Source organism: Streptomyces sp. NPDC059452 (assembly GCF_042750035.1).
In the GTDB taxonomy this organism is placed as follows: domain Bacteria; phylum Actinomycetota; class Actinomycetes; order Streptomycetales; family Streptomycetaceae; genus Streptomyces.
Genome location: NZ_JBHYVE010000045.1, coordinates 22,613 through 47,495 on the forward strand (window position 1 = coordinate 22,613; position 24,883 = coordinate 47,495).

At 72.4% G+C, this 24,883-nt stretch carries 18 protein-coding genes; 7 read left to right on the forward strand and 11 right to left on the reverse strand.

Translation table 11 applies throughout. The features are described from left to right. Nucleotides 1-50 precede the first annotated feature (50 nt). From ACFW9Z_RS34360 to ACFW9Z_RS34380, 5 genes are all read left to right on the forward strand, one after another. Complete coding sequence (locus tag ACFW9Z_RS34360; protein ID WP_384647247.1) at nucleotides 51-3,488, forward strand: DNA polymerase III subunit alpha; 3,438 nt, start codon at nucleotides 51-53, stop codon at nucleotides 3,486-3,488. A 6-nt stretch (nucleotides 3,489-3,494) separates the two neighbouring features. Then, nucleotides 3,495-4,466, forward strand: coding sequence for a hypothetical protein (locus ACFW9Z_RS34365; protein WP_384647250.1), 972 nt, complete (start codon nucleotides 3,495-3,497; stop codon nucleotides 4,464-4,466). 121 nt (nucleotides 4,467-4,587) lie between these two features. Continuing rightward, nucleotides 4,588-4,908 (forward strand): hypothetical protein, encoded by a 321-nt coding sequence (locus tag ACFW9Z_RS34370; RefSeq protein ID WP_384647252.1) that lies wholly within the window; start codon nucleotides 4,588-4,590, stop codon nucleotides 4,906-4,908. Nucleotides 4,909-5,069: 161 nt separating this feature from the next. Beyond that, on the forward strand, nucleotides 5,070-6,143 hold the full coding sequence (locus tag ACFW9Z_RS34375; protein WP_384647254.1) for a DUF3533 domain-containing protein: 1,074 nt from the start codon (nucleotides 5,070-5,072) through the stop codon (nucleotides 6,141-6,143). A 173-nt stretch (nucleotides 6,144-6,316) separates the two neighbouring features. Further along, nucleotides 6,317-6,814, forward strand: coding sequence for a phospholipase (locus ACFW9Z_RS34380; protein WP_384647256.1), 498 nt, complete (start codon nucleotides 6,317-6,319; stop codon nucleotides 6,812-6,814). 74 nt (nucleotides 6,815-6,888) lie between these two features. Here the strand turns inward: ACFW9Z_RS34380 and ACFW9Z_RS34385 are convergent, their stop codons facing one another. Continuing rightward, nucleotides 6,889-7,974: a S1 family peptidase gene (locus ACFW9Z_RS34385; protein WP_384647258.1), complete on the reverse strand. Its 1,086-nt coding sequence runs from the start codon at nucleotides 7,972-7,974 to the stop codon at nucleotides 6,889-6,891. A 455-nt stretch (nucleotides 7,975-8,429) separates the two neighbouring features. Here ACFW9Z_RS34385 and ACFW9Z_RS34390 point away from each other — a divergent pair, with 455 nt between their 5' ends. Then, nucleotides 8,430-9,341 (forward strand): alpha/beta fold hydrolase, encoded by a 912-nt coding sequence (locus ACFW9Z_RS34390; protein ID WP_384647261.1) that lies wholly within the window; start codon nucleotides 8,430-8,432, stop codon nucleotides 9,339-9,341. 82 nt (nucleotides 9,342-9,423) lie between these two features. On the opposite strand, the gene fxsT is transcribed toward ACFW9Z_RS34390, so the two are convergent. From fxsT to ACFW9Z_RS34415, 5 genes are all read right to left on the reverse strand, one after another. Further along, the gene (fxsT, locus tag ACFW9Z_RS34395; RefSeq protein WP_384647263.1) at nucleotides 9,424-13,356 is read right to left on the reverse strand and encodes an FxSxx-COOH system tetratricopeptide repeat protein; all 3,933 of its coding nucleotides are present in this window, start codon (nucleotides 13,354-13,356) and stop codon (nucleotides 9,424-9,426) included. Next, nucleotides 13,353-14,669, reverse strand: coding sequence for an FxsC protein (gene fsxC / locus ACFW9Z_RS34400; RefSeq protein ID WP_384647265.1), 1,317 nt, complete (start codon nucleotides 14,667-14,669; stop codon nucleotides 13,353-13,355). Before fsxC ends, fxsT begins: the two co-directional genes overlap by 4 nt. 132 nt (nucleotides 14,670-14,801) lie before the next feature. Continuing rightward, the gene (gene fxsBH / locus ACFW9Z_RS34405) at nucleotides 14,802-17,147 is read right to left on the reverse strand and encodes a radical SAM/SPASM protein FxsBH, inactivated beta-hydroxylase extension form (protein WP_384647268.1); all 2,346 of its coding nucleotides are present in this window, start codon (nucleotides 17,145-17,147) and stop codon (nucleotides 14,802-14,804) included. Nucleotides 17,148-17,178: 31 nt separating this feature from the next. After that, nucleotides 17,179-17,343, reverse strand: coding sequence for an FXSXX-COOH protein (locus ACFW9Z_RS34410; protein WP_384647270.1), 165 nt, complete (start codon nucleotides 17,341-17,343; stop codon nucleotides 17,179-17,181). Between the two features lie 202 nt (nucleotides 17,344-17,545). Beyond that, a complete protein-coding gene (locus ACFW9Z_RS34415; protein WP_384647272.1) occupies nucleotides 17,546-18,208 on the reverse strand; it encodes a hypothetical protein in 663 nt (220 codons plus the stop codon). 333 nt (nucleotides 18,209-18,541) lie between these two features. Here ACFW9Z_RS34415 and ACFW9Z_RS34420 point away from each other — a divergent pair, with 333 nt between their 5' ends. After that, nucleotides 18,542-19,471, forward strand: a complete 930-nt coding sequence (locus ACFW9Z_RS34420) for a DUF4231 domain-containing protein (protein ID WP_384647274.1) — start codon at nucleotides 18,542-18,544, stop codon at nucleotides 19,469-19,471. Between the two features lie 7 nt (nucleotides 19,472-19,478). On the opposite strand, the gene ACFW9Z_RS34425 is transcribed toward ACFW9Z_RS34420, so the two are convergent. The 5 genes from ACFW9Z_RS34425 to ACFW9Z_RS34445 all read right to left on the reverse strand — a co-directional run bounded on the left by ACFW9Z_RS34425 (nucleotide 19,479) and on the right by ACFW9Z_RS34445 (nucleotide 24,639). Continuing rightward, nucleotides 19,479-19,958 (reverse strand): hypothetical protein, encoded by a 480-nt coding sequence (locus ACFW9Z_RS34425; RefSeq protein ID WP_384647276.1) that lies wholly within the window; start codon nucleotides 19,956-19,958, stop codon nucleotides 19,479-19,481. 213 nt (nucleotides 19,959-20,171) lie between these two features. Further along, the gene (locus tag ACFW9Z_RS34430; RefSeq protein WP_384647278.1) at nucleotides 20,172-21,077 is read right to left on the reverse strand and encodes a S1 family peptidase; all 906 of its coding nucleotides are present in this window, start codon (nucleotides 21,075-21,077) and stop codon (nucleotides 20,172-20,174) included. A 235-nt stretch (nucleotides 21,078-21,312) separates the two neighbouring features. Further along, on the reverse strand, nucleotides 21,313-22,227 hold the full coding sequence (locus ACFW9Z_RS34435; RefSeq protein ID WP_384647280.1) for a DUF1684 domain-containing protein: 915 nt from the start codon (nucleotides 22,225-22,227) through the stop codon (nucleotides 21,313-21,315). A 4-nt stretch (nucleotides 22,228-22,231) separates the two neighbouring features. Next, nucleotides 22,232-23,512, reverse strand: a complete 1,281-nt coding sequence (locus tag ACFW9Z_RS34440) for an NtaA/DmoA family FMN-dependent monooxygenase (protein ID WP_384647285.1) — start codon at nucleotides 23,510-23,512, stop codon at nucleotides 22,232-22,234. A 14-nt stretch (nucleotides 23,513-23,526) separates the two neighbouring features. Next, a complete protein-coding gene (locus ACFW9Z_RS34445) occupies nucleotides 23,527-24,639 on the reverse strand; it encodes an LLM class flavin-dependent oxidoreductase (protein WP_384647282.1) in 1,113 nt (370 codons plus the stop codon). Nucleotides 24,640-24,883 lie beyond the last annotated feature (244 nt).

Consider the following 24,883-nt stretch of genomic DNA (forward strand, 5'->3'; position numbering starts at 1 on the left):
TGGCGTGAATGGCAGAAAAAAGGGGGGCTCATGGGAAGCAGGAGGTGTGTATGTCGTTTACGCATCTCCATGCCGCCAGCGGCTACTCGCTGCGTTACGGGGCCAGCCATCCCCACGCACTGGCCGAGCGCGCCGCGGAGCGCGGGCTCGACGCCCTGGCACTGACCGACCGGGACTCGCTCGCGGGTGCGGTGCGCTTCGCCAAGGCGTGTGCGCGGGCCGGGATCCGGCCGCTGTTCGGCGCCGATCTCGCGGTGCCCGGCGTGCCGACGGGCGGCCCCGGGATGCCCGGGCGGCGGCGGACTCCGGCCAAGGGCGGCGCGTCCGTGACGGAAGCACCGTTCCGTGCGGTGTTCCTGGCCCGGAGCGCCCACGGCTGGGCCGAGCTGTGCCGCCTCGTGTCGGCCGCCTCGGACCAGGGCATCGCCTGGGCGGACCTGGTCTGCCCGGACGACGAGCTGTTCGTCCTCCTCGGGGCGGAGTCCGAAGTGGGGCAGGCGCTGGCTTCGGGGCGTCCCGACCGGGCCGCCGCGCTGCTCGGCCCGTGGCGCGAGAGGTTCGGCGCGTCGTTGCGCATCGAGGTGTCGTGGCACGGGCGGCCCGGCGCCGGGCCCGGGTCGCTGCGGCTCGCCGCACGGCTGGCGGGGTTCGCCGCCGAGCAGCAGGTGGAGGCCGTGCTGAGCAACGCCGTGCGCTATGCCGATCCGCATCAGGGCGAGGTCGCCGACATCCTGGACTCGGCCCGTCTGCTGGTCCCGGTCGACATCCGGGACGCGTCCCGCCTGGACGGCGGGCAACGATGGCTGAAGGACACCGGGGAGATGGAGCGGATCGCCGGACGGATCGCCGAGGCGGCCGGCGGGCGGGGCGTGGACGCGCGGCGGCTGCTGACCGCGACCGAGGAGACGGCCGAGGCGTGCGTGGTCGATCCGGGCGAGGCGTTCGGGCTCGGGCGGCTGAACCTTCCGGAGCCCGAACTGGTGGGCGCGATCGACGGGTCGGCGGACCGGGTGCTCGCGGACCGGTGCGCGGCGGGCATGCTCAGCCGCGCCTACCACCGGGACAAGGAGCGCTGGGACCGGTTGGAGGAGGAGTTGCGGATCATCACCGGGCACGGTTTCGCCGGGTACTTCCTGACCGTCGCCGAGGTCGCGGCGCAGGCCCGGCGGCTCGGCGTCCGCGTGGCCGGGCGCGGCTCGGGCGTGGGCTCGCTGGTCACGCATCTGCTGGGGATCAGCCCGGTCGACCCGGTGGCACACGGCCTGGTGATGGAGCGCTTCCTGTCCGAGCACCGCTCGGCCCTGCCCGACATCGACCTGGACGTCGAGTCGGCCCGCCGCCTGGAGGTCTACCAGGCGGTACGGGAGCGGTTCGGGGCCGACCGGGTGGCGACGCTCGCCGTCTACAAGACGTACCGGGCGCGCGGGGCGATCGAGGTCGTGGCCCGCGCCCGTGGCCTGGCCCCGGACGAGGCGGCCCGGCTGGGCAAGGCGTTCCCGCACATCCGGGCCAAGGACGTGCGGGCCGCGCTCGACGAGCTGCCGGAGCTGCGCGAGGTCGCCGCCGAGGACCACGGGCGGCTCTGGGAGCTGGTGGAGGCGCTCGACGAGCTGCCGTTCGAGGCGGCGATGCACCCGTGCGGGCTGCTCGTCTCCGATGCGGCGCTGGTACGGCGCACCCCGATGGCGCCGACCACCGTCGAGAACATCGCGATGTCCCAGTTCGACAAGGAGGACATCGAGGACACCGGGCACCCGAAGATCGACGTCATCGGTGTACGGATGCAGTCGGCGCTCGCGCACGCGGCCGCCGAGATCGAACGCGTCACCGGCGAACCCCTCGACCTGGACGACCCCGCACAGGTGCCGCCGGACGACCCCGCGACGTACGACCTGATCTCCTCCGGGGACACCCTGGGCACCTTCCAGCTGGAGAGTCCGGGCCAGCGGGAGCTGGTACGGAATCTGCGGCCCCGGTCGTTCGACGACCTGGCGCTCGACATCAGCCTGTTCCGGCCCGGACCGGTCGCGGCCAACATGGTGGATCCGCTGATCAAGGCCCGGGACAGCCGGAACGGGACCCGTTACGCGCACCGCCACCTGGAGCCGATCCTGGCGGAGACCGAGGGGCAGGTGGTCTACCACGAGCAGGTGATCGCGATCATGGTGACGATGACCGGCTGCGACCGGGGCACGGCGGACGAGGCCCGCCGCGCCCTGTCCGTCCCCGAGCGGCAGGGCCGGGTCCGGGCCTGGTTCGCCGATCTGGCCCGCAGGCGCGGCTACTCGGTCCAGGTCGTACGGGACGTGTGGAAGCCCCTGGAGAACTTCGGCAGCTTCGGCTTCGCCAAGGCGCACGCCGCCGCTTTCGCGCTCCCCGCCTACCAGTCGAGCTGGCTCAAGGCCCACCGGATGGCGGCCCTGCTCGCCGGGCTGCTCACGCACGATCCGGGGATGTACCACAAGCGCGTCCTGGCCGCCGACGCCCGCCGCCACGGCGTGCCGCTGCTGCTGCCCGACATCAACCGTTCCCAGGCCGCACATATAATCGAACTGGTGTCCGGTAAGTGGGGTGTACGGATCGGCCTCTCGCAGGTGCGCGGCATCACCGAGGCCGAGAGCGGGCGCATCACGGCCGGGCAGCCGTACACCTCGCTGGAGGACTTCTGGGAGCGGGCCCGGCCCAGCCGCCCGCTGGCCGAACGCCTGGCCCGGGTCGGGGCGATGGACTCCTTCGGCCCCCGCCGCGAGCTCCTGCTGAAGATCGGCGAGCTGCACCGCTCCGGCCGTGGCCAGGGCTCCTCAGCGGGGCAGCTCCCCATGGAGAACGGCGCCGGCACCGAGCCGGACGACACCATGGCCACGGGCCTGCCCGCCATGAGCGGCTCCGAACAGCTGGCCGCGGAGCTGGACGTGCTCGGCATGGACGTGTCGCACCATCTCCTGGAGGACCACCGGTCCCTGCTGACCGACATCGGCGCGACGCCCGCCGCGGATCTGTCCCGGCTGCGGAACGGCACCACCGTGCTGGTCGCCGGTGTCAAGGTCGCCACCCAGACCCCGCCGATCCGCTCGGGCAAGCGCGTCATCTTCGCCACCCTGGACGATCCCACCGGCCTGTCCGACCTGGCGTTCTTCGAGGACAGCCACGCCCGCTGCGCCCATACGGTCTTCCACAGCGGCCTGCTGCTCGTCCGCGGGACGCTGGCCGTCCGCCCACCGCGCGCCTTCAGCATCACCGGTACGGCCGCCTGGGATCTGGCCGAACTGATCGAGCTGTACGGCGACGGGGGCCCGGCCGCCGTCGCCGACCGGCTCACCCGTTCCGCGCCCGCCGCGCACCGGACCGGTACGCGCCGGACCATCACCCAGCCGACCGGCGCCGCCCTCCACCCCTGGGCCGATCTGAAGCCGCCCGGGACCCCCGCCGCGCTCACCGCCCTCGACGGAAGGACCTTCCACCACGCGAGCCCCGGAAGCGCGGGGTGAGCGCCGATGATCCTCCACCTCCACTTCGGCCCGCAGCCCGAGGCCACGTACCACCGGCTCATCGGCATGGTCGGCGAGTTCACCCCCGTCTCCCAGGCGCTGCCGCCGGATGCCGTACTCGCCGATGTCTCCGGGAGCATGCGGTACTTCGACCGCGACGCCGCCGGTCTGGCGGCGCTGATCCGGATGCGGGCGGCGGCGGTCCTCGACGTCGACACGACCATCGGCATCGCCCCCAACCCCCTGCTCGCCCGGCTGGCCGCCCATCGCGGGGCCCCCGGCGCCATCCGTGCCGTCCCCGACGATCCCGCCGCCGTCGCCGCGTTCCTCACCGGCCTGCCCGCCGCCGCGCTGCCGGGGGTGGGCCCGGCGACGGTGCGCACCCTGGCCTCCTACGGGCTGTCCACCGCCGACCGGATCGCCGCCACCCCGCTGCTCACGCTCCAGCGGATCCTGGGCACGGCGGCGGGGCGGCAGCTCCATCGGCGCGCGGCCGGTCTCGACTCCACCCGGGTCACCCCCGGCGCCCCGCCCCGCACATTCAGCGCCGAACACCGCTTCGCCCGCGACGAGCTCGACCCGGACCGGCAGCGCGGCGCCCTGACCCATCTCGCCGAACGCCTCGGCACCCGGCTGCGCGGCGAGCGGCAGGCCTGCCGCTCCCTGGTGCTGACCGTCCAGTACGCCGACCGCTCGACGACCACCCGCAGCCGCACCCTCCCCGAACCCACCGCGCACAGCCCCCGGTTGCGCGAGACGGCCCACACGCTGCACACGGCCCTGGGGCTGCAACGGGCCCGGGTCCGGTGCGTCACGCTGGGCGCGGAGGATCTCTGCGACGCGGGTACGGCGTCCCGGCAGCTGACTTTCGGGCCCGACGACGACAAGGCCCGCCGTATCGAGGCCGCGGCCGACCGGGCCCGGGCACGCTACGGCCCGGACGCGGTACGGCCCGCCAGCACCGCCGGGATGCCGTGACCGCGCCGCCGGAGGTTCCGGTTCCGAGCGCCCGTAGGCGCGCACTCTTTGAGTACCCCACGCATCCGCACTGAGTACCCGGGCCGGTGCGGCGGGCGGGGGGACCGCGTTGGATCAAGGCATGAACACAACAGCACCGCAGCCGACCGCCCCGGACCGCACGCGCTTCTGGTCCGGCCTGTCCGCCGGGCTCTTCGTGCCCGCCGCGCTGCTGGCGGGCCTGCTGGTCCTCAGCAGTGAGCGGGCGGGGCGCTGTATGACGTACGGGCAGCAGTGCGGCGATTCACTGCCTGGCCGGCTCTTCGGCTGGAGCCTCGCCCTGGCCGCCCTGGCGTGTGTCGTCGCCCTGGCCGCGACCACCGTACGCATGCGGCAGACGGCGTTCGCCGCGCAGCTCCTGGCGGAGTTCGTGGCACTGACGGTGATCCTGAGCCACACCTGACCCACGGCGCCGAGTCAGGTGGCCCTCGGCCCCGACCGGCCCACGGTGCCGAGGCGGTCCCCGGCCCCCAACCCGCCACCGGCCGGGGCAGCGGCGGTCCCCTTGGTCCATTCGGCCCCGCCCCGCCTGCGCGAAGACCGGTCCGCCCGGACGGTGAGGGCATGACTTTCGTCGACGAGGTGAAGAACGCCGTCACTCCACGGGCCGCCCTGCTCGTCATCGGCGTACTCGGGCTGCAACTGCTGTTCATCGCGTCGTACGTCGGGGCGCTGCACAAGCCGAAGCCGACGGATGTCGCTTTCGGGGTGGTGGCCCCGCAGCAGATGTCCCAGCAGCTCATCACCCAGCTCGACGGGCTCCCGGGCGGACCGCTGGACCCCCGGGCGGTGAGCAGCGAGGCCGAGGCGCGCGAGCAGATCGTCAACCGTGAGATCGACGGCGCCCTGATCGTCTCGCCGCAGGGCCGGACCGACACCCTGCTGGTCGCCTCGGGCGGCGGGACCGTCCTGTCCAGTGCCCTGGAGCGGATCCTCACCCAGGCCGAGGGGGCCCAGCAGCGGACGGTACGGACCGTGGACGTGGCACCGGCCTCCGCCGACGACTTCGACGGGCTCTCGTCCTTCTACCTGGTGGTCGGCTGGTGCGTGGGCGGCTATCTCTGCGCCTCGATCCTGGCGATCAGCGCCGGGACCAAGCCCGCCAACCGGCAGCGCGCGCTGATCCGGACCGCCGTCATGGCGCTGTACGCGATCGCGGGCGGCATCGGCGGCGCGGTCATCATCGGCCCGATCCTCGGCGCGCTGCCGGGGAGCCTCTGGGGCCTGGCGGGGCTCGGCGCCCTGGTCGTCTTCTCGGTCGGCATGATCACGCTCGCCCTGGAGGCCCTCACCGGGATCGTCGGCATCGGCCTGGCCGTCCTGATCATCGTCGTCGCGGGCAACCCGAGCGCGGGCGGCGCCTTCCCGCTCCCGATGCTCCCGGACTTCTGGCGGGCGATCGGCCCGGCCCTCCCTCCGGGCGCGGGCACCTGGGTGGCCCGCTCCATCGCCTACTTCCAGGGCAACGCGGTCACCGGCCCGCTGCTGGTGCTCTCCGCCTGGGCGGTCGTCGGTACGGCGCTGACCCTGCTGCTGTCGATGCGGCACCGGCCGGGGCGGGGCGACGGGAGCGCGGATACGGAGACGGGGACGGGGGCGGGGACGGCCTCGTCGGCCGGGGGGTCGACGGCGGTCTGACGCCGGGTCCGTCCCCGCCGCCCCTCTGTCCGACGTACACCCCAATTCTTGATGTCCGTTCGGTGCGACCTCTAGGCATGACAGGTGCATGACGACATCCTGGAGCCGCCTCGTACCACCCGACGAGGAGCACGGCCAGGACAGCTCTTTCCCCACCCCCACGGAGGTCGTTCATGCGTCGTCGTCCCACGGCTTCGCTCGCCGCAGTCGCCCTGTCGCTCCCGCTCACCCTGATCACCGCCGCCTCCGCCTCGGCCGCCCCGGCCGACAAGCCCCAGGTGCTCAGCTCCTGGACCCAGACGAGCGCCTCCAGCCACAACGCCTGGAACGCCGCCCGCAACAACCAGGGCGCCTGGTCCGCGTACGGATTCAACTGGTCGACGGACTACTGCAGCAGCTCCCCCGACAACCCCTTCGGCTTCCCCTTCCAGACCTCCTGCGCCCGCCACGACTTCGGCTACCGGAACTACAAGGCCGCCGGCACGTTCTCCGCCAACAAGGCCCGCATCGACTCCGCGTTCTACGAGGACCTCAAGCGCGTGTGCGCCGCCTACTCCGGCGCGACGCGGACGTCCTGCAACAGCACGGCCTGGACCTACTACCAGGCCGTGAACATCTTCGGTGTCGCCCCGGCCAAGGCGGACTCCGGCCGTCTGGTGCAGGCCGCCTGACCCGGGCCGTCCGCCGGGCGCGCGGAGAGGCCCCCGGCGGACCGGGGGCCTCTCCTTGCCGTGCTGCCGGGTCGTCAGCCGATCTCGACCCCGTAGGCGGCCAGCGCCTCAGGGACCGGCTGGAAGAAGGTCGTACCGCCCGAGGAGCAGTTGCCGCTACCGCCCGAGGTCAGGCCGAGCGCGGTGTCGCCCGCGAAGAGGGCGCCGCCGCTGTCGCCCGGTTCGGCGCAGACCGTCGTCTGGATGAGGCCGTTGACGATGTCGCCGTTGCCGTAGTTGACCGTGGCGTTCAACGCGGTGACCTGGCCCTCGTGCACCTGGGTGGTGGAGCCGCTGCGGACGACCGACTGGCCGACCGTCGCGTCGCCCGCCCGGGTGATCGCCTGGGTGGAGCCGTTGTACAGGTTGACCTCGCTCGGGTGCGCGATGTCCGAGGTGTACTTGACCAGGCCGTAGTCGTTCTCGGGGAAGCTGGAGCCCTCGGTCGTCCCGATCGCCGAGCCGCCCTGGCTGTCCGACCAGCTGGCGACCGACTCGGTGCAGTGGCCCGCGGTCAGGAAGTACGGCTCCCCGTCCTTGACCACGTTGAAGCCGAGCGAGCAGCGGGAGCCGGAGCCGAAGATCGCGTCGCCGCCCGCGATCAGCGGCTTGAACTCGCCTTCCGTCTTGTTCAGTTCGGCCTTGCCGCCGAGCCCATCGACCACGGCCGAGAGCTTCTTCCAGGCCGCGCCGTCGACCGTGGAGTCGGCGGTGACGACCACCTTGTTGCTCACCGGGTCGACGGCCCAGGAGGTGCCCGGGATCGTCGCCCTGTCCGTGAGGGTCTGCCGGGCCGTCTTCAGCTCGGCGAGGGAGTTCTCCACGACTCTGGCCTTGCCGCCCGCCTGGCGGACCTGCTCGGCTGCGGCCTCGTCGACGACGTTCACGACGAGGGCCTTCGTCTTCGTGTCGTAGTACGAGCCGGCCGCGTCCGCGCCCAGGTTCCGGTCGAGCGTGGTGGCCAGCTTTCCGGCCGCGTCCGCGCTGAGCGTCCTGACCGTGAACTCCGGCACCTCGTCACTGGCGTTCGCACTCTGGAACGTAAATCCCGCGGCGACCAGGGCGATGACGGCCGATCCGGCCAGCGTCGCGCGCTTCCTGGATATGCGTCGATGCTTCAACTTCGACCTCCTGTGGGGCCGTGCACGGAGCAAGTGGGGTGCCCGTACACGGAGGATGAGGCGCCCACTATTCCTAGGCGGCCTGGGGCACACAAGGTCGACTTCCGGACGTGCACACGACGCCGACGCTTCGCCCCCGGCATGTTCACTTACCGCCGGTCATGCCATGTCGGTTCCGTTCGCGAACACTCGCTGCAACGACCGGCGGCCCCTGGGTGAGGACTAGTCCTGTCCGGTATTCGCCCCCGCCGGTCCGGATGTTGTCCCCACCCGTCCGGATGGAGCCGGAAATCTTCCGCCACAAGCACCTCGGAACCTTCACCGTTCCCGCCGTCACAGTTCCTGCCGCCGAGGAGTCCCCGTAACGCCTCTGATGGGTCATCATCGGAACGGGCAGCACACGCCGGGCGCACCGTGCCCGGGCCGGCCGGGGGAACCGAGCTGAGGAGGCGCGGGTGCGCGATCGGGTGCGCGCGGCGGACGGACGGCGTCTGATGGTGGAGCGGCTGGGGGATCCCCGGGGCAGACCCGTGTTCCTGCTCCACGGGACCCCGGGCAGCAGGCTCGGGCCCGCTCCCCGCGGCATGGTTCTGTACCAGCGCCATACGCAGCTGATCACCTACGACCGTCCGGGGTACGGCGGCAGCGACCGGCACGAGGGCCGCCGGGTCGGGGACGTCGTCGAGGACGTCCGGGCCATCGCCGACTCGCTGGACCTGGAGCGGTTCGCCGTCGTGGGCCGCTCCGGCGGGGCCCCGCACGCGCTGGCGTGCGCGGCGCTGATGCCCGAACGGGTCACCCGGACCGCCGCCCTGGTCGGCCTCGCTCCCCGGGACGCGGCGGGTCTCGACTGGTTCGACGGGATGGCCGCGTCCAACGTGCTCGCGTACTCGACGGCCACGGCCGACCCGGACGGTCTGGCCGCGTCCTTCATCACCCGCTCGGCACAGATCAGGCAGGACCCGGGCCGGCTGCTGGACGATCTGCGCCGGGAGCTGACCGACTCCGACCGGGCGGTGGTCAGCGATGCCGGAATCCGGTCCATGCTGCTGCGCAACTACCGCGAGGGGCTGCGCACTTCGGCGTACGGATGGATCGACGACGCCATCGCCTTCTGCACCCCCTGGGGCTTCGAACCGGCCGGGATCACCGGGCGGGTGATGATCTGGCACGGCGAGAAGGACGTGTTCTCCCCGGTCGGCCACTCCCGCTGGCTGGCGGGCCAGATCCCGGGCGCCACCGCCGTACTGGAACCGGCGGCGGCCCACTTCGACGCGCTGTCCGTGCTCCCCGGCGTCCTCAACTGGCTGCTGGACGACCGGGACCGGCCGGACCGGCCCGCGACGGCCGCCGTGCCGGACGGCTGAGGCGGTGTGACGGGTGCCGGGCCCGGCCGGACCGGAAGGCGAGCCGGGCCCGGCACCCGTAACGCCGTAAGACCGGCACCCGTCACACCGACATCGGCTCCAGCTCGCGCCGGAACCGTATCTCCGTCCGCGCTATGCGGGTCAGCGGATGGTCGTCGCCGAGCTGCCGTGACAGTTCGACGACGAGCTCCGACCGCAGGTGCAGCGCCTCCTCCTCGCGTCCCATGGCGTCGAGCGTGACCGCCATGTTCGAGGTCATGGCCAGGGTCTCCGGATGGTGCGCGCCGAGCGCCGAGCGCAGTTGGACAGCGAGCTTCTGTTCGGTCTCCAGCACGATGTCGAGCTCTCCCCGGTCCGCCGTGGCGTTGGCCAGGTTCATCACACAAAAAAGGGTGTTCGGGTGCTCGCGGCCGAACGCCTCGCGCATCGAGGCGACCACCAGCTTGAGCACCTTCTCCGCCTCCTCCGGCTGCCCGGTCCCGGTCAGGTAGATGGCGAGGTTGTTCTGCGCGGCCAGGGTGTACGGGTGCTTCTCCCCCGGCACCTTCCGGTACTGGTCGACCACCTCCTGGGCCGTGTTCCTCGCCTCGACGGTCTCCCCCGCCGCGAACAGGTCCGCGGCCAGGTTGAGGTCGCAGGCCAGCGAATCGGGGTTGGCGGTGGTGTACTTCGCCCGGTACCGGCCCCGGGTCGCCACCGTCAGCCTGCGGGCGTCCTCCAGCCGGCCGGCCCTGCGCAGCGAGACCGCGAGGCTCTTCGCGGCGCTGAGCGTGGCGGGGAAGGAGCGGCCCATGGTCCGCTTGAAGCTCTCGTAGGCACGGCTGAGCAGCGCCACGGAGTCCTCGTACCGGCCGACCTCGCGCAGATCACGGGCGAGGTTCATGGCGGAGGAGAGGCTGTTCGGGTGCTCCGGGCCGAGCACCTGGGAGCGCAGGTCGTAGACGTCCTGGTCGATCTCGCGGGCCCGGGCGTACTGGCCGACGCTGCGCAGGTTGAGCGCGAGGTTGTTGGCGGCGGCCAGGGTCCGGGGGTGGGAGTCGTGGAAGATCTGGCTGAAGCCCTCGTGGGCCTCGGTCGCCATCTCGATAGCCGTGCCGTAGTCGCCGAGCAGACCGAGGTCGATGGCCAGACCGCTGGTGGTCATGTACGTGTGCGGGTGCTCGGGGCCGAGCACCTCCCGCTGGAGCCGGAGGGTCAGCTCGTCGAGCTCCTTGGCCTCCACGTACCGCCCGCGGGTGCGCAGGATGTTGGAGAGGTGGAAGCAGAGGTAGAGGTACTGGAGGTCGCGCTCGCCCAGCTTCTCCAGCCAGGCCTCCCGCAGATCGTTGCCCAGCGTCCCCGCCGTTCTGACGTCCCCGCGCTTCCACAGGTAGCGCACCCGGTCGATCAGCAGCCTGCGGACCTCCGGCTCCTTGCAGTGCCGGGCCTCGGACGGGCCGAGGTGCGGCCAGATCGTGGCGAAGCGCGGCCAGGTGTCCGGGTTGTCGATCGGTTCGTCGCCGTCGGGCCGGGCCCCGGCCAGGATGCGGTGGACGACGTGCCGGGTCTCGCGCTGCTCCTCCTCGCTGAGCTGGGCCTTGATCACGGCCTGGACGAGGCGGTGCACCTGGATGGAGTTGGAGACCTGGTCGACCTTGGCGAGGGCGAACCGGCCGATCTCCCGGATGACCCGGCCCAGCACCAGCTTCTCCTGGAGCGAGGAGTCGTACGGCTTCAGCGCCTCGATCATCTCCTTGCTGTACAGGAGGTTGGCGGAGATCGGCTCGGGGGCGAAGAAGGCGCAGAGCTGGAGCAGCCGCACCGCCGCCGGTGAGCGCTCCTGCAGCCGGGCGATGGAGACGTTCCAGGTGGCGGCGACGGGCTCCGGGTAGCCCGGGGGCTGGTTGAGGGCGAGGACCTGGGGCGCCTGCCGGGAGAGCTGGTCGAGGTAGGTGCCGATGGGGGTGGCGGTCTCCGCGATCCAGGCCGCCGCCTGCTCGACGGCGAGCGGCAGGTCACCGACGGCGGTGGCCACCTGGCCGGCTTCCTCGATGCTCAGCCCCGGGGCCCGGCGCCGGAGGTGCTCGATGGACTCCTCCCGCAGGAAGACGTCCACGGGCAGCGCGTCCCCGTGCTGGGACCAGCTCTGGTTGCGGGAGGTCACCAGGATGTGGCCGGAGCCGCCCTGCGGGAAGTAGCGGCGCAGCTGTTCGGGGTCGTCGGCGTTGTCGAAGACCAGCAGCCAGCGGTCCGAGGGCACACCGCGCCGGAGCAGGTCGACGGCCTCCTGCGAGGCGGCCGCCATGTCGTCGCCGCCCTGGGCGCCGAGCCGGACGGCCAGTTCGGCGAGGGAGGCGACCACGTCGTCGGTCTGCTCGGACGATATCCACCAGATCAGGTCGTAGTCGGCCATGAAGCGGTGCACGTACTCCAGGGCGACCTGGGTCTTGCCGACGCCCCCGAGCCCGTACAGCGCCTGGGGCTGCGGCAGGACCACGGCCATGCCGCCGCCGAGCTGGTCGCGTATCCGCTCCAGGACGAGCGAGCGGCCGGTGAAGCCGGGGTTGCGGGGCGGGGCGTTCCAGATCCTGGGGACCGTGCCGGGGAAGCGCGGCCCGGGCGAGGTCCCGTCGGTGAGCTGCACCGGCCGGTCCAGGGCCCGCATCAGGGCGGTGGTGGCGTGCACCTCGTCGAGCCGGAAGAGGTCGACCGGGTTGCGGTCGATGTACGGGGCACTCAGGCGTACGTCCCCGACCCGCAGCGGCAGCAGTTGGCGCCGGCCGCCGACCGGGTCCTCGGCGGCCGCCCGCTCCCAGACGTCCACCGCGCGCTGCGACTTGAGGTACGCGGCGGAGAGCAGCACCACCGTGCGGGTGGCGCTCTCCGGGGTGAGTTCCGTCTCCTGCGGGGGACGTTCGGCGGAGACGTCACGGGGGACGACCCGGAAGCCGGCCCGGGTCAGGACCGATTCGATCCAGTCGGCCCACATCCGGTTCTCCGCCACATAGCTGAGGAAGAGGTCGGCGGGCAGGGCCGGGCGGCGGCGGGTGAAGGCGTCCCGGATGCGCAGGCGCACCTCCTCGCCGACCGGGGGCATCGAGGTGATCTCCTGACCGGTGATGACGGCGGTGAGCCGTTCGAAGGCGGAGAGGAGTGAGTTGGTGAGCCCGGACTCGTCGCCGAAGGTGGCGAGCGTCTCCTCGTAGGCGTAGTAGGGGCGGTAGGGGATCTCCACCGCGCCCCAGTAGGCGGTGAGTTCGTCGCCGGACAGCTCGCGGGGCAGCCGGTCGAACTTGAGCCGGGCCAGCGCCCGTCCGGCGTCCGCCTTCTCCTTCTCGCCCTCGTCGATGCGCATCGGGACGGGGAAGATGGAGATGGGGCGGCCGGTGTAGCGCTCGGCGATCTGGCGGGCGACGGAGGCGGCGCCGTCGATGGACTGGTCGCTGAGGGTGAAGCAGTCGACGAGGATGTCGGGGAGGTGGACGGTGCAGATGTCGGCGATGTCGCTGAGGCCGGTCCGGCTGTCGATGAGGACGTAGTCGTAGTTGGCCTTCATGTCCTCGCGCAGCGCGTCGAAGAAGTGGCCGCCGCCGAGCCGGTCGTAGAAGTTGTCCCAGTCGAAGGTGGAGACGGTGGCGCTGTACTCGCGGTTCTGCCGTCCGGCGGAGACGAAGTCGAGGGTGCCGCCCCGCGGGAACTCCCAGCCCAGCGCCTCCGGGGTCAGCGAGACGGCGTGCGGCTGGATGCGGGCGTAGTCGCGGTGCCAGTCCTCCGCGCGCTCGGCGGGGCTGGTCGCGGCCCAGGCGTACTCGGTGATCAGGTCGATCACGCCGGTGGTGGCGCCGAGGGTGGCGGGTTCGAGGAAGGGGTGGAAGAACCGGTGGAGTCCGGGCGCCTCCAGGTCCCAGTCGACGGCCAGGACGCGTTTGCCGTTGGCCGCGAGGATCCAGGCGGTGTTGGCCAGGGCCATGGTGCGCCCCGTGCCGCCCTTGTACGAGTAGAAGGTGACGATGCGCCCGTCACGACCGGCACTCATAGGTCCTCCGCTTCCGTCGCAGGGTCGTGCGGGTCGGGGGTGAAGCTCGTGTCGCCCATGGGTCCCGTCAGCCGGGTCCGTTCGCCGTGTCCTCCGCCGGGGCCCGGCGGATAGGCCGTCGCATGTCTCAGGTACTGCTGGGCCGCCACCTCGACGACCTGGGGCAGGATCTGGCCGAACGCCTCCATCGTGGGCACTCCTCTGGCCGCGGCCCGGCAGAAGGTCCGTCCGTGGCGCATCTTGGCCGGCATGGTCGCTTCGAGCTTCTCGGTGAGTTCGGCCTCCGCCGCCCGGCTCTGGTGGTCCTCGCGGCTCCACGGCACGACCATGGTCACCCAGGGCCGGTTCTCCGCGTCGAAGGCGGCGAGCCTGCGCCGGCGGTCCTCGTCCTGGAGGGCCCAGCGGTCGACGAGGAGGATCTCGGGGGTGCTGGGCGGCGCCTTGCCCTCGGTCCGCCCCGACTCCTCGTCGAACGAGGTGATCCGGGCCTGGTAGTTGAGCGAGCGCACCAGCTCCTCGGCCACATAGGCCAGCGGGCGGGCGGCGGCCGGGTGGTAGGGGTTCCAGTCCTGCGGGTGGTCGCCGTAGTAGTCGCCGATGCGGCCCTCGGGCAGGTCGTGGCGGGTGGGGGCGGCGATGGTGATCCGCATCGGCCGGGGGGCGCCGACCCCGCTGCTCGGGGAGCCGAAGGCGCTGGGGGCGAGACGGTAGTCGACGGGCCTGCCGGTATCGATCCGGACCGTGTCGGCGACGCTGACGATGCGTTTGGCCAGTTCGTAGACGGCCCGTTCGTACTCCTGGGCGAAGAGTCTGAGCTTGATCAGCCCGTAGAGGCCGTCGCTGACGTACCGCTCCCCGAAGTCGCGGTGGTTGAACTGCAACCGCTCGGCCGATCCCGGGAGTTGGCTCGGCGGCACCGGGACCCAGAGGGCCGGGACGATCGCCTCGGCGGGCTGGTTGCGGCGGGCCCGGTGGTGGATGGCCCGCTGCTCGAAGGCGTGCCACTCCTTGCCGCACATCTCACTGGCGAAGTAGCGGGGCGAGAACAGCGGGACGAAGACCCGGCAGGTGGCGAGGACTTCACCGAGCCGTTCCGACCAGCCCTCCCCGGAGCGTATCTCCCGGTCCATGAAGCCGGGGGAGGCGCCCGCGGGGAGGTCGGTCATGGCCAGCACATGGCCGCACAGATCCCGGAAGAGCCGCTCGACCCACATGTCGGGGTCCGTTCCGCTGCCGTGCCCGGGCGTGTGGGCGTAGCTCAGAAAGAAGTACGGCCGATGGTCCGCCGCTCGCTGCTGCGTCGATGCGTGCACACGCCCCCCGTCCTGTGTGAGCACTCGCACCCGAGGATGAGGAAAGGAATGCGAGCGAATTCATCATTCCGGAGCGGAGTGCGCTCCATCCCCCTGCCGTCCGGTCATTGAACCTCGCTTTCCGGTCAACCGTCAGGGTGTTCGACACATGACCCGCAGGGCCGGAAGGGCCTTGCCACCATTCCTCCCGGATGTCCCCTGTGTGCCACCGGCCTCTTTACGGAGAGCGGCGATCAGTTGTTTTCCGTCGATGGTCGGCTCGGCCGCCGATTCGATCATGTCGAGTGCTTCGGGTACGCCGTCGAGGAAGCGCGGCTCGAAGAGGCCGAGCCCCACGCGTTCGAATGTTTCGGCGAGGAGGCGGGAGAACGGAACGGGCTCGTCGTGCCAGGGAGTCCGATGTTCCCAGGAACCGTCCGAGGCGTAAAGATCCGTCACTTCGGTGAGCGCCCGCAATTTCGTCCGGCGGAATCCGCTCAGCAGTCCGAGCGCCCGTTCTTTCGCGTCCCCCGTCACCGCGAGCCCGACCGCACCGTAACCGTGGCGTCCCGGTCCGGACGGGGTGCGCGGGAGCGGGGTCAGCGTGGTCAGCGTCCTGGCCGCCTCGGCGCACTGGCCCGGAACGGTCTCCTCCAGCAGGGCCCAGGCCGCACCGATCCCCGCCGCCCAGGCATCGGCCTCCGCCCGGCCGAGCCGCCCGGCCGGGGGGACGCCGAAGCAGTCCCGGTACGGATCGAGGTCGTCGAGGGCGAAGGCGGGCGCGGGGCCGGAGCGGAGCGTCCGCACGGGCTGCCAGTGGGGGGTGTCCACCGCGCCGCGCCCGGTGAACGGCTCCGTGCCGCCTCGCCCGAAGGGCAGCCCCGCCGCGCCGAGTTCGATGCGCAGCTCCGTGCCCGGGCCGGACCGGTCCCGCCGCACCAGGAACCCCTCCCCCGTGGCCCGGACCACGGCCGTGCCCCGTTCGCCCGGCCCTCCGGCCCGTACGGCCCCGAGACCGGGCAGGAGCAGGCCGCCGTCCCGGTGGCCGACCGGCACGGGCAGGTCGAGTCCGGCCCGTACGGCCGCGGCCGCCACCGTGGCGCCGAGCCGCTCCACCGGGAGGGCGGCGCGGCCCCCGGCCCGTACCGCGCCCAGGGCGTCGAGCAGCCACGTACGCGTATAGGGGTGGGAGAGCACCGCGTCGAGCGCCGCCGCCCCTTCGGCCGTCCGCTCCACCTCCCCGGCCAGCTGCCAGGCTTCGTCCCAGAGAGGACCGCCGGCTCCGTCGAGCTCGTCGTGGAGGAGCGCGAGCAGGGTGCGGGTCAGGTCCTGCTGGGCCGCGACGAGTTCGGCCGGGACCCGGACGGTGGCCGATTCGGTGGCCGCGGCCGTACGGTCCTCGATGCCCCGGACCAGGGCGGCCAGGTCCGCACAGTAGACCGAGGGGTTGTCGAAGCCGTTGGCGGAGCGGTAGCGGTGGGTGTACAGCCCGCCCCCGCACGAACGTACGACGGGGCACCTGCGGCAGGTCTCGCTGACGCCTGCCAGACCGAGCTGGCGGGCGCGGACCCCGGGGTGGGCGGCGACCTCGTCGAAGGTGTTGGTGAAGACGTCGAACCCGGTGGCCGCGGCACCCTCGTAGGCGGTCTTGAGCGAATCGACCTGTTCGAGCTGGCCGTCGGTCTCGATGACGACGAGATCGGTGGGGGCCAGCCCGAGCGACTCGGTGAGACTGGGGCCGCCGCCGAGGCTGGAGAGCACCGAGGAGAAGAGCCGCACCGGCACCGGGCGGCCCTGGTCGGTCCAGCGGTCGAAGATCGTCAGCAGCCAGTCGGCGTACGCCGTGGCGGAGCCGTCCGGCCGCAGCGGCGGCTGGTCCCAGGTGGCGTGCGGCAGCAGGAAGTCGACCATCGGCGGGGCGAGTTCGGCCAGCGCCTCGTACACCGCGACCGGGTCGTTGCGGATGTCGACCGTGCAGAGCAGACCGAGGTCGAGATGGCGGTAGCGCTCCTCGCGCAGCAGCTCCACGGCGCGCAGAACGAGCGGATGGCTGGTGCGCCCGTTGGCGAAGCGGCGGTGCCGGTCGTTGGCCTCGCGGTCGCCGTCCAGCGAGATGCCGACCTTGACGCCGAACTCGGCGAACAGGTCGAGGTAGCGGGGGCTGAGCTGCACCCCGTTCGTATGGATCCGCAGATCCAGCTCGGCGATGCCGTCCAGCGCCGAGCCGAGCTCCTCGCAGACCCGTCGCAGCCGCGCGGGGCCCGCCAGGAGCGGTTCCCCGCCGTGCAGGATCACTGCGAGGGAGGGAAGCGCATGCGTGGCCGCATGCTCGGCCAGCCGCCGGGCGGTCCAGGAAACAGCCTCGTCGGAGATGGTTTTCGGTCGGGTCTGCCAGCTCTGGTCCGCGTGTTCGTAGACATAACAATGGTCACAGGCCAGGTCGCACCTGCTGTGCACCTTGAGGACGAATTCACGGAAGGGGACCAGGGGTCCTGTCATTCCGCCATTCTAGCCATCGCCGAGGTCCGGATCAGAGGGCCGAACTGAAGGTGGAAGTCCGGATGGAGCGGCCGGTCGAAGCACCGAATACACGGTCGATCTTCCTCGCGGCCTCGGCGCTGCGGGCGTCGGTCGCGGCGAGGGTGGTGCGGGGCTTCGCCGGGGCGAAGGCAGGGGTGGTTCCGTAGGTCTTCACGGCCGTCCTCGGGGATCCTTGATGGTCTGTTTCCGGACATTGAAATACTGCCGGTTTCCGCGTCGTCGCAGAGTCCGGAAAGGCAGACTTTACTCCCACGTCATCCCTTGCACACGCCGGAGAACAAGCCGTCACATGCCGTTTCTCCGATCGGGACCCCGCCTTCATTCACCCGGCCGAGTGAGGCCGGTCCCGGACATCTCTAGGGCGGGTCCGGGGAGGCCGGCAGGGCCGCGCGCGAGCCGCGTACGCAGTCCAGGATCCGTTCGTGGCTGTCGCCCACGACGTCCGTGACCCGCACCCGTATGTGCAGTGCGTCGATCTCCTCGACGAAGCGCCGCGAGAACGCACCGGCGAGCACGGTCTCGTACCCGGCGGTGCCGGTCAGCGGGAACCCCTTGCCGAAGGCGACGAGCTCGAAGTCCTTTCCGGCGCGCAGCCCGTGGGCCGTGAGCGTGGCCACGGCGTCGGAGAGGTCGCTCCAGGGCGCCGCCCCGGCGTCGGGGTCGCCGCGGCGCACCACCCGGAAGTCCCAGCTCTCGACCACGGCGATGTGCTGACCGCCGTTCAGCACCCCCACCCGCCAGACGGGCGCGTCCCCCGCGAGGAGTCCCGTGGTCCAGGAGCCGCGCCACCCCAGGTAGGGCCGGACGGTGCGGGCGTACTGCGCCCTGGCCAGCACGGCACCGGCCGCGACGGCCAGCAGGCTGCCGAGCGCCTCCATGTCCAGCAGTTGCAGCCGCCAGGGCCAGACCTCCCGGGCGCCGGGGGACACATTGGCCCGGACGGCCTCCCAGAGCAGGATCAGGATCAGTACGGCCAGCAGCACCAGCGGGGCGGCGAAGAGCAGGGGGCTGCGGCGCACCCTGCGCTGAGTGTCCTCAAGCGGTCTGCCGCCTTCCCCGCCCGTGCTGTCCGGTTCGATGACCCCTCCCCCGCCGAGAGCCGTTCCCGCTCCCTCACCTGGAGCTGCAACTCGGTTACCAGTAAATCCAGTTGGGAAAATCCTCTCATACGTCCCGCCCGCCCCGAAGGCCTTCGGGGCACGTGGCCGAAGTCCGCCCTCCGGGGCCCGCGCGGACCGGTGGCACCCTTGCCGCACCCGGGCCCCGGACCTACTCTCGTTGCCCCGGACGGGGGGCGGGGGCAGCCGTGCGAACGGCCGGGGTCCCACCGGCAACTGGAGACGGGGGTGACCATGACGGCGCTGCCTGGACCGCTGAGATCCATGGTCTTCAGGAACGAGGACCTTCCGGCACTGTTCCACCACACGGACGCCATAGCCGTCGCCCGGCAGCGCGAGGCCGTGAACACCACGCGCGGCCAGTTGGCCCTGCTCGTCCTGAGCGCCGTACCCGCGGCCCTGCCCTGGCAGGTCACGGCCGGGGAATCGGTCCATCTCCTGTACGCCCTGGCCGGGTTGGGGTACCTGGGGGTGCTGTTCACGACCTTCCTCGCCTCCCGCCGCAAGGCCGCGTCGCACTGGCAGCTGAACCGTTCGGCGGCGGAGTTCATCAAGTCCAACTGCTGGCGGTACGCCGTGCACGGCTCACCGTTCGACACCGCCGCGCCACATCCCGAAGCGCTCTTCGCCAACCGGCTGGAGGAAGGTCTCCAGGAGCTCAGGAAGGTGGGGTGGGCCGACCCCCGCGAGGAGCTCGCGGATGCCGGGGACGGCCTGATCACGGAGTCCATGCGGGAGTTGCGGGGCAAGGCCTACACCGTCCGCAAGGAGACCTACGTACGGGACCGGCTCATCGAGCAGCGCCGCTGGTACCGCAGACGCAGGCAGGGCTCCCGGCGCGGGGCGCTCCTCTGGTCGGGCGCCGTCGTCGCCCTGACGCTCCCGGCGCTCGCGCTCAGCGTGCTCCAGACCTTCGGGGTGGGGCACTCCTTCGGGCTGACGGGGGCGCTGTCGGCGGCGGCGGCGGCCTGTCTCGCCTGGAACGAGCTGCGCCGCCACCAGCCGCTGGTCTCGGCGCACTCGCTGGTGGAGGAGGACCTGGAGTCGATGCAGGCCGCGATGGAGACCACGCTCACCGAACGGCAGTGGCCGATCGCGGTCTTCGAGACCGAGCGGATCGTCTCACCGGAGCACACGGACTGGCTTGTGCGGCACCGCCCCTGACGCTCCCTCAGCCCCGCTCCACGCCGTCGCGCCAGATGACGGTGACCGGCCGGCCCAGCGTACGGGCGTACGTCACGATGTCGCCGGTGCCGCCGAGGCCCCGGGCCGGGCGGCCGTCCCAGACGGCCAGCAGCAGATCGCAGTGGTCGGCGATGTAGGCACCGGCCGCGTAGTACGCCTCGTCGGTGGAGTGCGGGAAGTCCAGCCGGACCTCCTGGGCCGCGCGGGACTTGAGCAGCCGGTAGTGGTCCAGGTCGGCGGTGGACTCGAAGCAGGCCTCGTAGTCACCGCTGGGGATCACCACCGTCAGCTTGGCGCCGCAGTCGAGGGCGAGGCCGGCGAAGAGCTGGTCCGCGCCGACGGCCAGGCTGGAGAGCGCCTCCGTGGCGCCGTCGAGGCCGCACAGGGCGGACCGCAGTCCCGCGAGCACATGGGCCCGGACCTCGGCGGGGATGGAGCGGTGACCGGTGATGCCGATGCGATTCACGGACCTGGAACCCCCTGGTGTCGGCGCTTCCCGTGCCTCCGGTCGTGCGCGCCATCCTCTCAAGAGCCGTGGGCGCGCGGGAGCCCCCGTCCGGAATTCCGGACGGGGGCTCATATGTGCGGACAGCTCCGGGCGTGGCCGGTGCGCGGGCCGGGGAACCCGGTGCGCCGGTGGGGATACCCGGTGTGCCGCTCGGGGGAGCCGGTGCGCCGGTCAGTAGACGCTGACGCCGTACGCGTTCAGGGCCTCGACGACCGGCTGGAAGAAGGTCGTACCGCCGGTGGAGCAGTTGCCGCTGCCGCCGGAAGTGAGACCGATCGCCCGGGTGCCGGAGTAGAGCGGGCCGCCGGAGTCACCGGGCTGGGCGCACACGTTGGTGCGGATCATTCCGGTCACGACGTCGCCGCCGCCGTAGTTGACGGTGGCGTTGAGGCCGGTGACCGAGCCGCTGTGGGTGCCGGTGGTGGAGCCGCGGCGGGTCACGGCCATCCCGACGGTGGCGTTGGCGGCGCTGGTGATGTCCTGGCCGCCGACCGTGCCGTCCTTGGGGATGGTGGTGTTCGTGTAGCGGACGATGCCGTAGTCGTTGCCCGGGAAGCTGGAGCCGGCGGTCGTGCCGAGCACGGTGGTGCGGCCGGAGTTGGCCCACCAGGTACCCGTCCCGTTGGTGCAGTGGCCTGCGGTCAGGAAGTAGTAGGTGCTGCCGCTGCGGACGTTGAAGCCCAGCGAGCAGCGCCCGGTGTTGGAGTAGATCGCGTCGCCGCCGGAGATCAGCTTGCTGAACTTCCCGGGCGTGCGCTCGATCGTGAGGGCGGCGGCGTTGCCGCCCGCCGACTTCTTGATGTGGGCGATCTCCGCCTGCGAGACCGTGCTGTCCACGGTCACGACGAGGCGGTTGGTCTTCGGGTCGATGTTCCAGGCGGTGCCCGCGACATCGGCGCCGAGCACGGCGTCGCTCGCCGCGGTGAGCTGGTTGGCACTGAACGTGCCGGTGGGTTCGGCACTGGCGCTGGCGGTGGGGATGGTGAACGCCGCGACGGCGGCGAGTCCGGCGAAGACGGCCGTGGTGCGGGTGCGTCTCGCGTGGCTGCGGCGGGGGTTGGTGCGCTTGATCCTCACTTCGGGTTCCTCCGAGGGGAATCGGGGGCCCTCCTGTGGGGTGGCGGGCCCGTGAGGCGCAGTCGGGGGCTGTCCGGATTCCGGAGTTGCCGTGCCCCTGACAATCGCTGACGGGAGTATCGAGGGGGCCGCGCAGGAGGCGCAAGGATGCCTTTCGGCCACGCACGCCTCACACGCACCGGCCCCCGACAGCCATCGGGCTGCCGGGGGCCGGGGGCCGGGAGGGTCGCGCGGTTCAGGCGTCCAGGCGGTTGCGCTCCCCCGCCGGGACCGGCACAGGGAGGGTGTTGCCGGGGGGAGGGAAGGGGCAGATGAAGTGATCGGCGAAGGCGCACGGCGGCAGCAGGGCGCGGTTGAAGTCGATGTCCACGCTGCCGTCCCCGGCCGGTGCGCCGGGGCGCAGGAAGCGGAAGCGGTAGCTGCCGTTCCCGCTGGTGGCGTCGGCGAAGACGGCCCAGAGCGAACCGTCCGGCTCGACCGCCACCTGGAGGGTGTGCTCGTCGCCGCCCACCGTGAAGGCGATCTCCCCGCCGAGCCCGAGCCCCCGCTCGACGCCGTCCGCGTTGGGGACCCGTACGGCCCGCTCCTCGGCGTACGGACGGAAGGTCCCCGGCAGCGCCCAGTCGGGGTCGTACGGGGTCGCGTCGATGGTCGAGAAGGCGTGCCGCGACGGGGAGGCCGGGTCGAAGTCCCGTACCGCCCAGAGCCCTTCGCGGCGGAGCACCACCAGCCGCCGCTCCCCCCGAGCCACCCGGGAGTCGTCGACGGGCCCGCTGTCCGCGACGAGCCGGACCTCGCCGGTCAGCGGCTTGCCGTCGACAACGATGCCGTCCTCGGCGGTGGCGGTCAGCACCACCTCGTCGCCGTCCTCGCGCCACTGTCCGGGGACGGCCGGAATTCGCCCTTCCGGGTAGTCCGAGAGCCAGTGGGTTCCGGTCAGGGAGAGGGGGCCGTAGGGGGCGGCGACCGCGAGGACGCACCCCTGGTGCCACCGCTGCCACTCCTGGGCCGCCCCGTCCGGTCCCCCGGCCTGCTGGTCCTGCTTGTTCTGCTGGCCCTGCTGGTTCTGCTGGTTCTGCTCGCCCTGCTGGTTCTGCTGGTTTTGCCGGCCCTGCTGGTTCTGCCCGTTCTGCTGTGCGTCGGTGCTCATGCGATCAACCTTTCCACACCGGCTCCGCGAGGCCGAGGTGCGACCGGAGCGTGGAGCCGGAGTACTCGGAGCGGAAGGCTCCGCTTTCCTGGAGGAACGGGACGACCCGGTCGACGAAGTCGTCCAGGCCGCCCGGGGTGAGATGCGGTACGAGGATGAAGCCGTCGGCCGCCCGTGCCTCGACGAACGAGATCAGCTCCGCCGCGACGGACCGCGGGGAGCCGATGAACGACTGCCGGGTGGTCGTCTCGATGACCGTCTGCCGCAGGGAGAGCCCCTTGGCCTCGGAGACCGCGCGCCAACGGGCGGCCACCCCGAGCGGGTCGGCGTGCCGGACCCGCCCCTGGACCAGGTCCGATTCGAGGTCGGGGTCGAACTCGGGGAGCGGCCCGTCGGGGTCGTACGCGGAGAGGTCGCGGCCCCAGATCTGTTCGGCGGCGAGGATCGCGTTCTGCGGGGAGACCTGCCGGCGGCGGATCTCGTACGCGTTCTCCTGCGCCTCGGCGTCGGTGTCGCCGAGCACCACGCTGACCCCGGGCATGATCTTGAGATCGTCGGCCTCCCGCCCGTACGCGGCGAGCCGGGCCTTGACGTCGGCGTAGAAGGTGCGGCCCTCCTCCAGGGTGCCGTGCCGACTGAAGATGATGTCGGCGGTGGAGGCGGCGAACTCCCGGCCCTCGCCGGAGTCCCCGGCCTGGATCACCACCGGGTGGCCCTGCGGGGAGCGCGGGACGGTGAACTCACCGGAGATCGTGAACTGTTCGCCCTCGTGTGCGAAGGGGCGCGAGCGTCCGTCGGGCGTCCAGGAGTCCCACAGCTCCCGGGCGGTGGCGACGAACTCGGCGGCCCGGGTGTAGCGGTCGGCCCGGTCCAGATAGCCGCCCCGGCGGAAGTTCTCCCCGGTGAAGGCGTCGGAGGAGGTCACCACGTTCCAGGCGGCGCGCCCCTCGCTGAGGTGGTCGAGGGTGGCGAGGCGGCGGGCCAGTTCGTAGGGCTCGTTGAAGGTGGCGTTCACCGTGGCGGCGAGGCCGAGCCGGTCGGTGACGGCGGCCAGCGCGTTCAGCACGGTCAGCGACTCGGGCCGGCCGACCACGTCCAGGTCGTGGACGCGGCCGTTGTGCTCGCGCAGCCGCAGCCCCTCGGCGAGGAAGAAGAAGTCGAACTTGCCGCGCTCCGCCGTCCTGGCCAGGTGCTCGAAGGAGGAGAAGTCGATCTGGCTGCGGGAGCGGGGGTCGGCCCACACGGTGGTGGCGTTGACGCCCGGGAAGTGCGCGGCCAGATGCATGGTGCGGGGCACGGTCAGGCCTCCTTCGACGAAGCCGATGAGGCCGACGGGGCGGATGCGGCCGACGCGGCTCTGGCGCTCGCGTAGCGGCTGGCGGGGCGGACGAGCCCCAGGTGTTCGCGCAGGGTTCCGCCCGGATAGAAGGTGCGGAAGAGGCTGCGGTGCTGGAGGAGGGCCACGGTGCCGTTGACGATCCTTTCGAGGTCGCGCTCGGGGGTGATGGGCGTGAGGTGGAAGCCGTCCGCCGCGCCCGAGCGGTGCCACTGGGCGATGAGGTCGGCGAGGTCGACCGGGCCGCCCCGGAAGTAGGTGCCGCGTCCGGCGAGCTGGGGTCCGCTCTCCAGGCCGGGTTCCGGTGCGCTCTCGACGTCCCCGAGGTCCACCGTGAGCGCGACCAGGACCCGCAGTGCGTCGGGGTCGCGCCCGTGGGCGGCGGCCCGCTCCCGCAGTTCGTCCCGGAGCGCGGCCGCCTGCTCGGGGCCGGTGGCCCGGATGTGGACGACGTCCGCGTGCCGGGCCGCCGCCTCCTTCGACGGGGCGCCGATGGCGTCGATGACGGTGACGGGCCTGCCCTGGGGCGGGCGCGGCACGATGGCGGGGCCCCGCACCGAGAAGGTGGAGCCCTCGAAGTCGACGTAGTGCAGCCTGTCCCGGTCGATGAAGCGTCCGGTCGCGGTGTCCCGGATCTCCGCGTCGTCCTCCCAGCTGTCCCAGAGCCGCGCGGAGACATCGGCGACCTCTCCGGCCTCCTGCCACAGCGCGGCGGGCGGGGCCGCGGGGCGTCTGCCGAAGAGCCGGGCCTCCGCCTCGGTGGTGGACACCTCGGCGTGCCAGCCGGCCCGGCCCTTGCTGACCCAGTCCAGGGAGGCGACGGCCGAGGAGACGTGGAAGGGCTCGGTGTGGGTGGTGGTGACGGTCGGGACGAGGCCGATGCGGTCGGTGGCGGGCGCGATACGGGCGAGGACCGCGAGCGCGTCGAGCCCGGGGCGGGCGAAGGAGTCGCCGAGGGTGACGAAGTCGAGGGCGCCGCCTTCGGCGAGCCGGGCGAGCCGGAGGTAGTGGCCGGCGTCGTAGTGCGGCGGGCCGCCGATCTCGGCGGCCAGGTGGAGGGGGGTACGGGCGGACATTGCGGGACCTCTCGGGTCGACGGTCGGGCGGGGGCCTCGCCCGGGGGCGTCCGGTGTGATCGGGTCCGGACGTCTCCCGGCGGTCATCGGCATCGCGAGACCCCGTGGAGAGACCTGCCGGGCCGCGGGGGGGGCGCGCCGGCGGGGGCCCCCCCGCGCCCCCCGGGGCCCGGGGGGGGTTGTGGGGGGCGGGCGGGGGGTGTATGGGAGAGGAGAACGACCGGCCCCGGCCGGCCCCCCCCCA

Coding starts and splice junctions, on each gene's coding strand:
- ACFW9Z_RS34360 (WP_384647247.1), top strand. CDS start 51: ATGTCGTTTACGCATCTCCATGCCGCCAGCGGCTACTCGCTGCGTTAC.
- ACFW9Z_RS34365 (WP_384647250.1), top strand. CDS start 3,495: ATGATCCTCCACCTCCACTTCGGCCCGCAGCCCGAGGCCACGTACCAC.
- ACFW9Z_RS34370 (WP_384647252.1), top strand. CDS start 4,588: ATGAACACAACAGCACCGCAGCCGACCGCCCCGGACCGCACGCGCTTC.
- ACFW9Z_RS34375 (WP_384647254.1), top strand. CDS start 5,070: ATGACTTTCGTCGACGAGGTGAAGAACGCCGTCACTCCACGGGCCGCC.
- ACFW9Z_RS34380 (WP_384647256.1), top strand. CDS start 6,317: ATGCGTCGTCGTCCCACGGCTTCGCTCGCCGCAGTCGCCCTGTCGCTC.
- fxsT (WP_384647263.1), bottom strand. CDS start 13,356: ATGAGTGCCGGTCGTGACGGGCGCATCGTCACCTTCTACTCGTACAAG.
- fxsBH (WP_384647268.1), bottom strand. CDS start 17,147: ATGACAGGACCCCTGGTCCCCTTCCGTGAATTCGTCCTCAAGGTGCAC.
- ACFW9Z_RS34420 (WP_384647274.1), top strand. CDS start 18,542: ATGACGGCGCTGCCTGGACCGCTGAGATCCATGGTCTTCAGGAACGAG.
- ACFW9Z_RS34435 (WP_384647280.1), bottom strand. CDS start 22,227: ATGAGCACCGACGCACAGCAGAACGGGCAGAACCAGCAGGGCCGGCAA.
- ACFW9Z_RS34440 (WP_384647285.1), bottom strand. CDS start 23,512: ATGCATCTGGCCGCGCACTTCCCGGGCGTCAACGCCACCACCGTGTGG.
- ACFW9Z_RS34445 (WP_384647282.1), bottom strand. CDS start 24,639: ATGTCCGCCCGTACCCCCCTCCACCTGGCCGCCGAGATCGGCGGCCCG.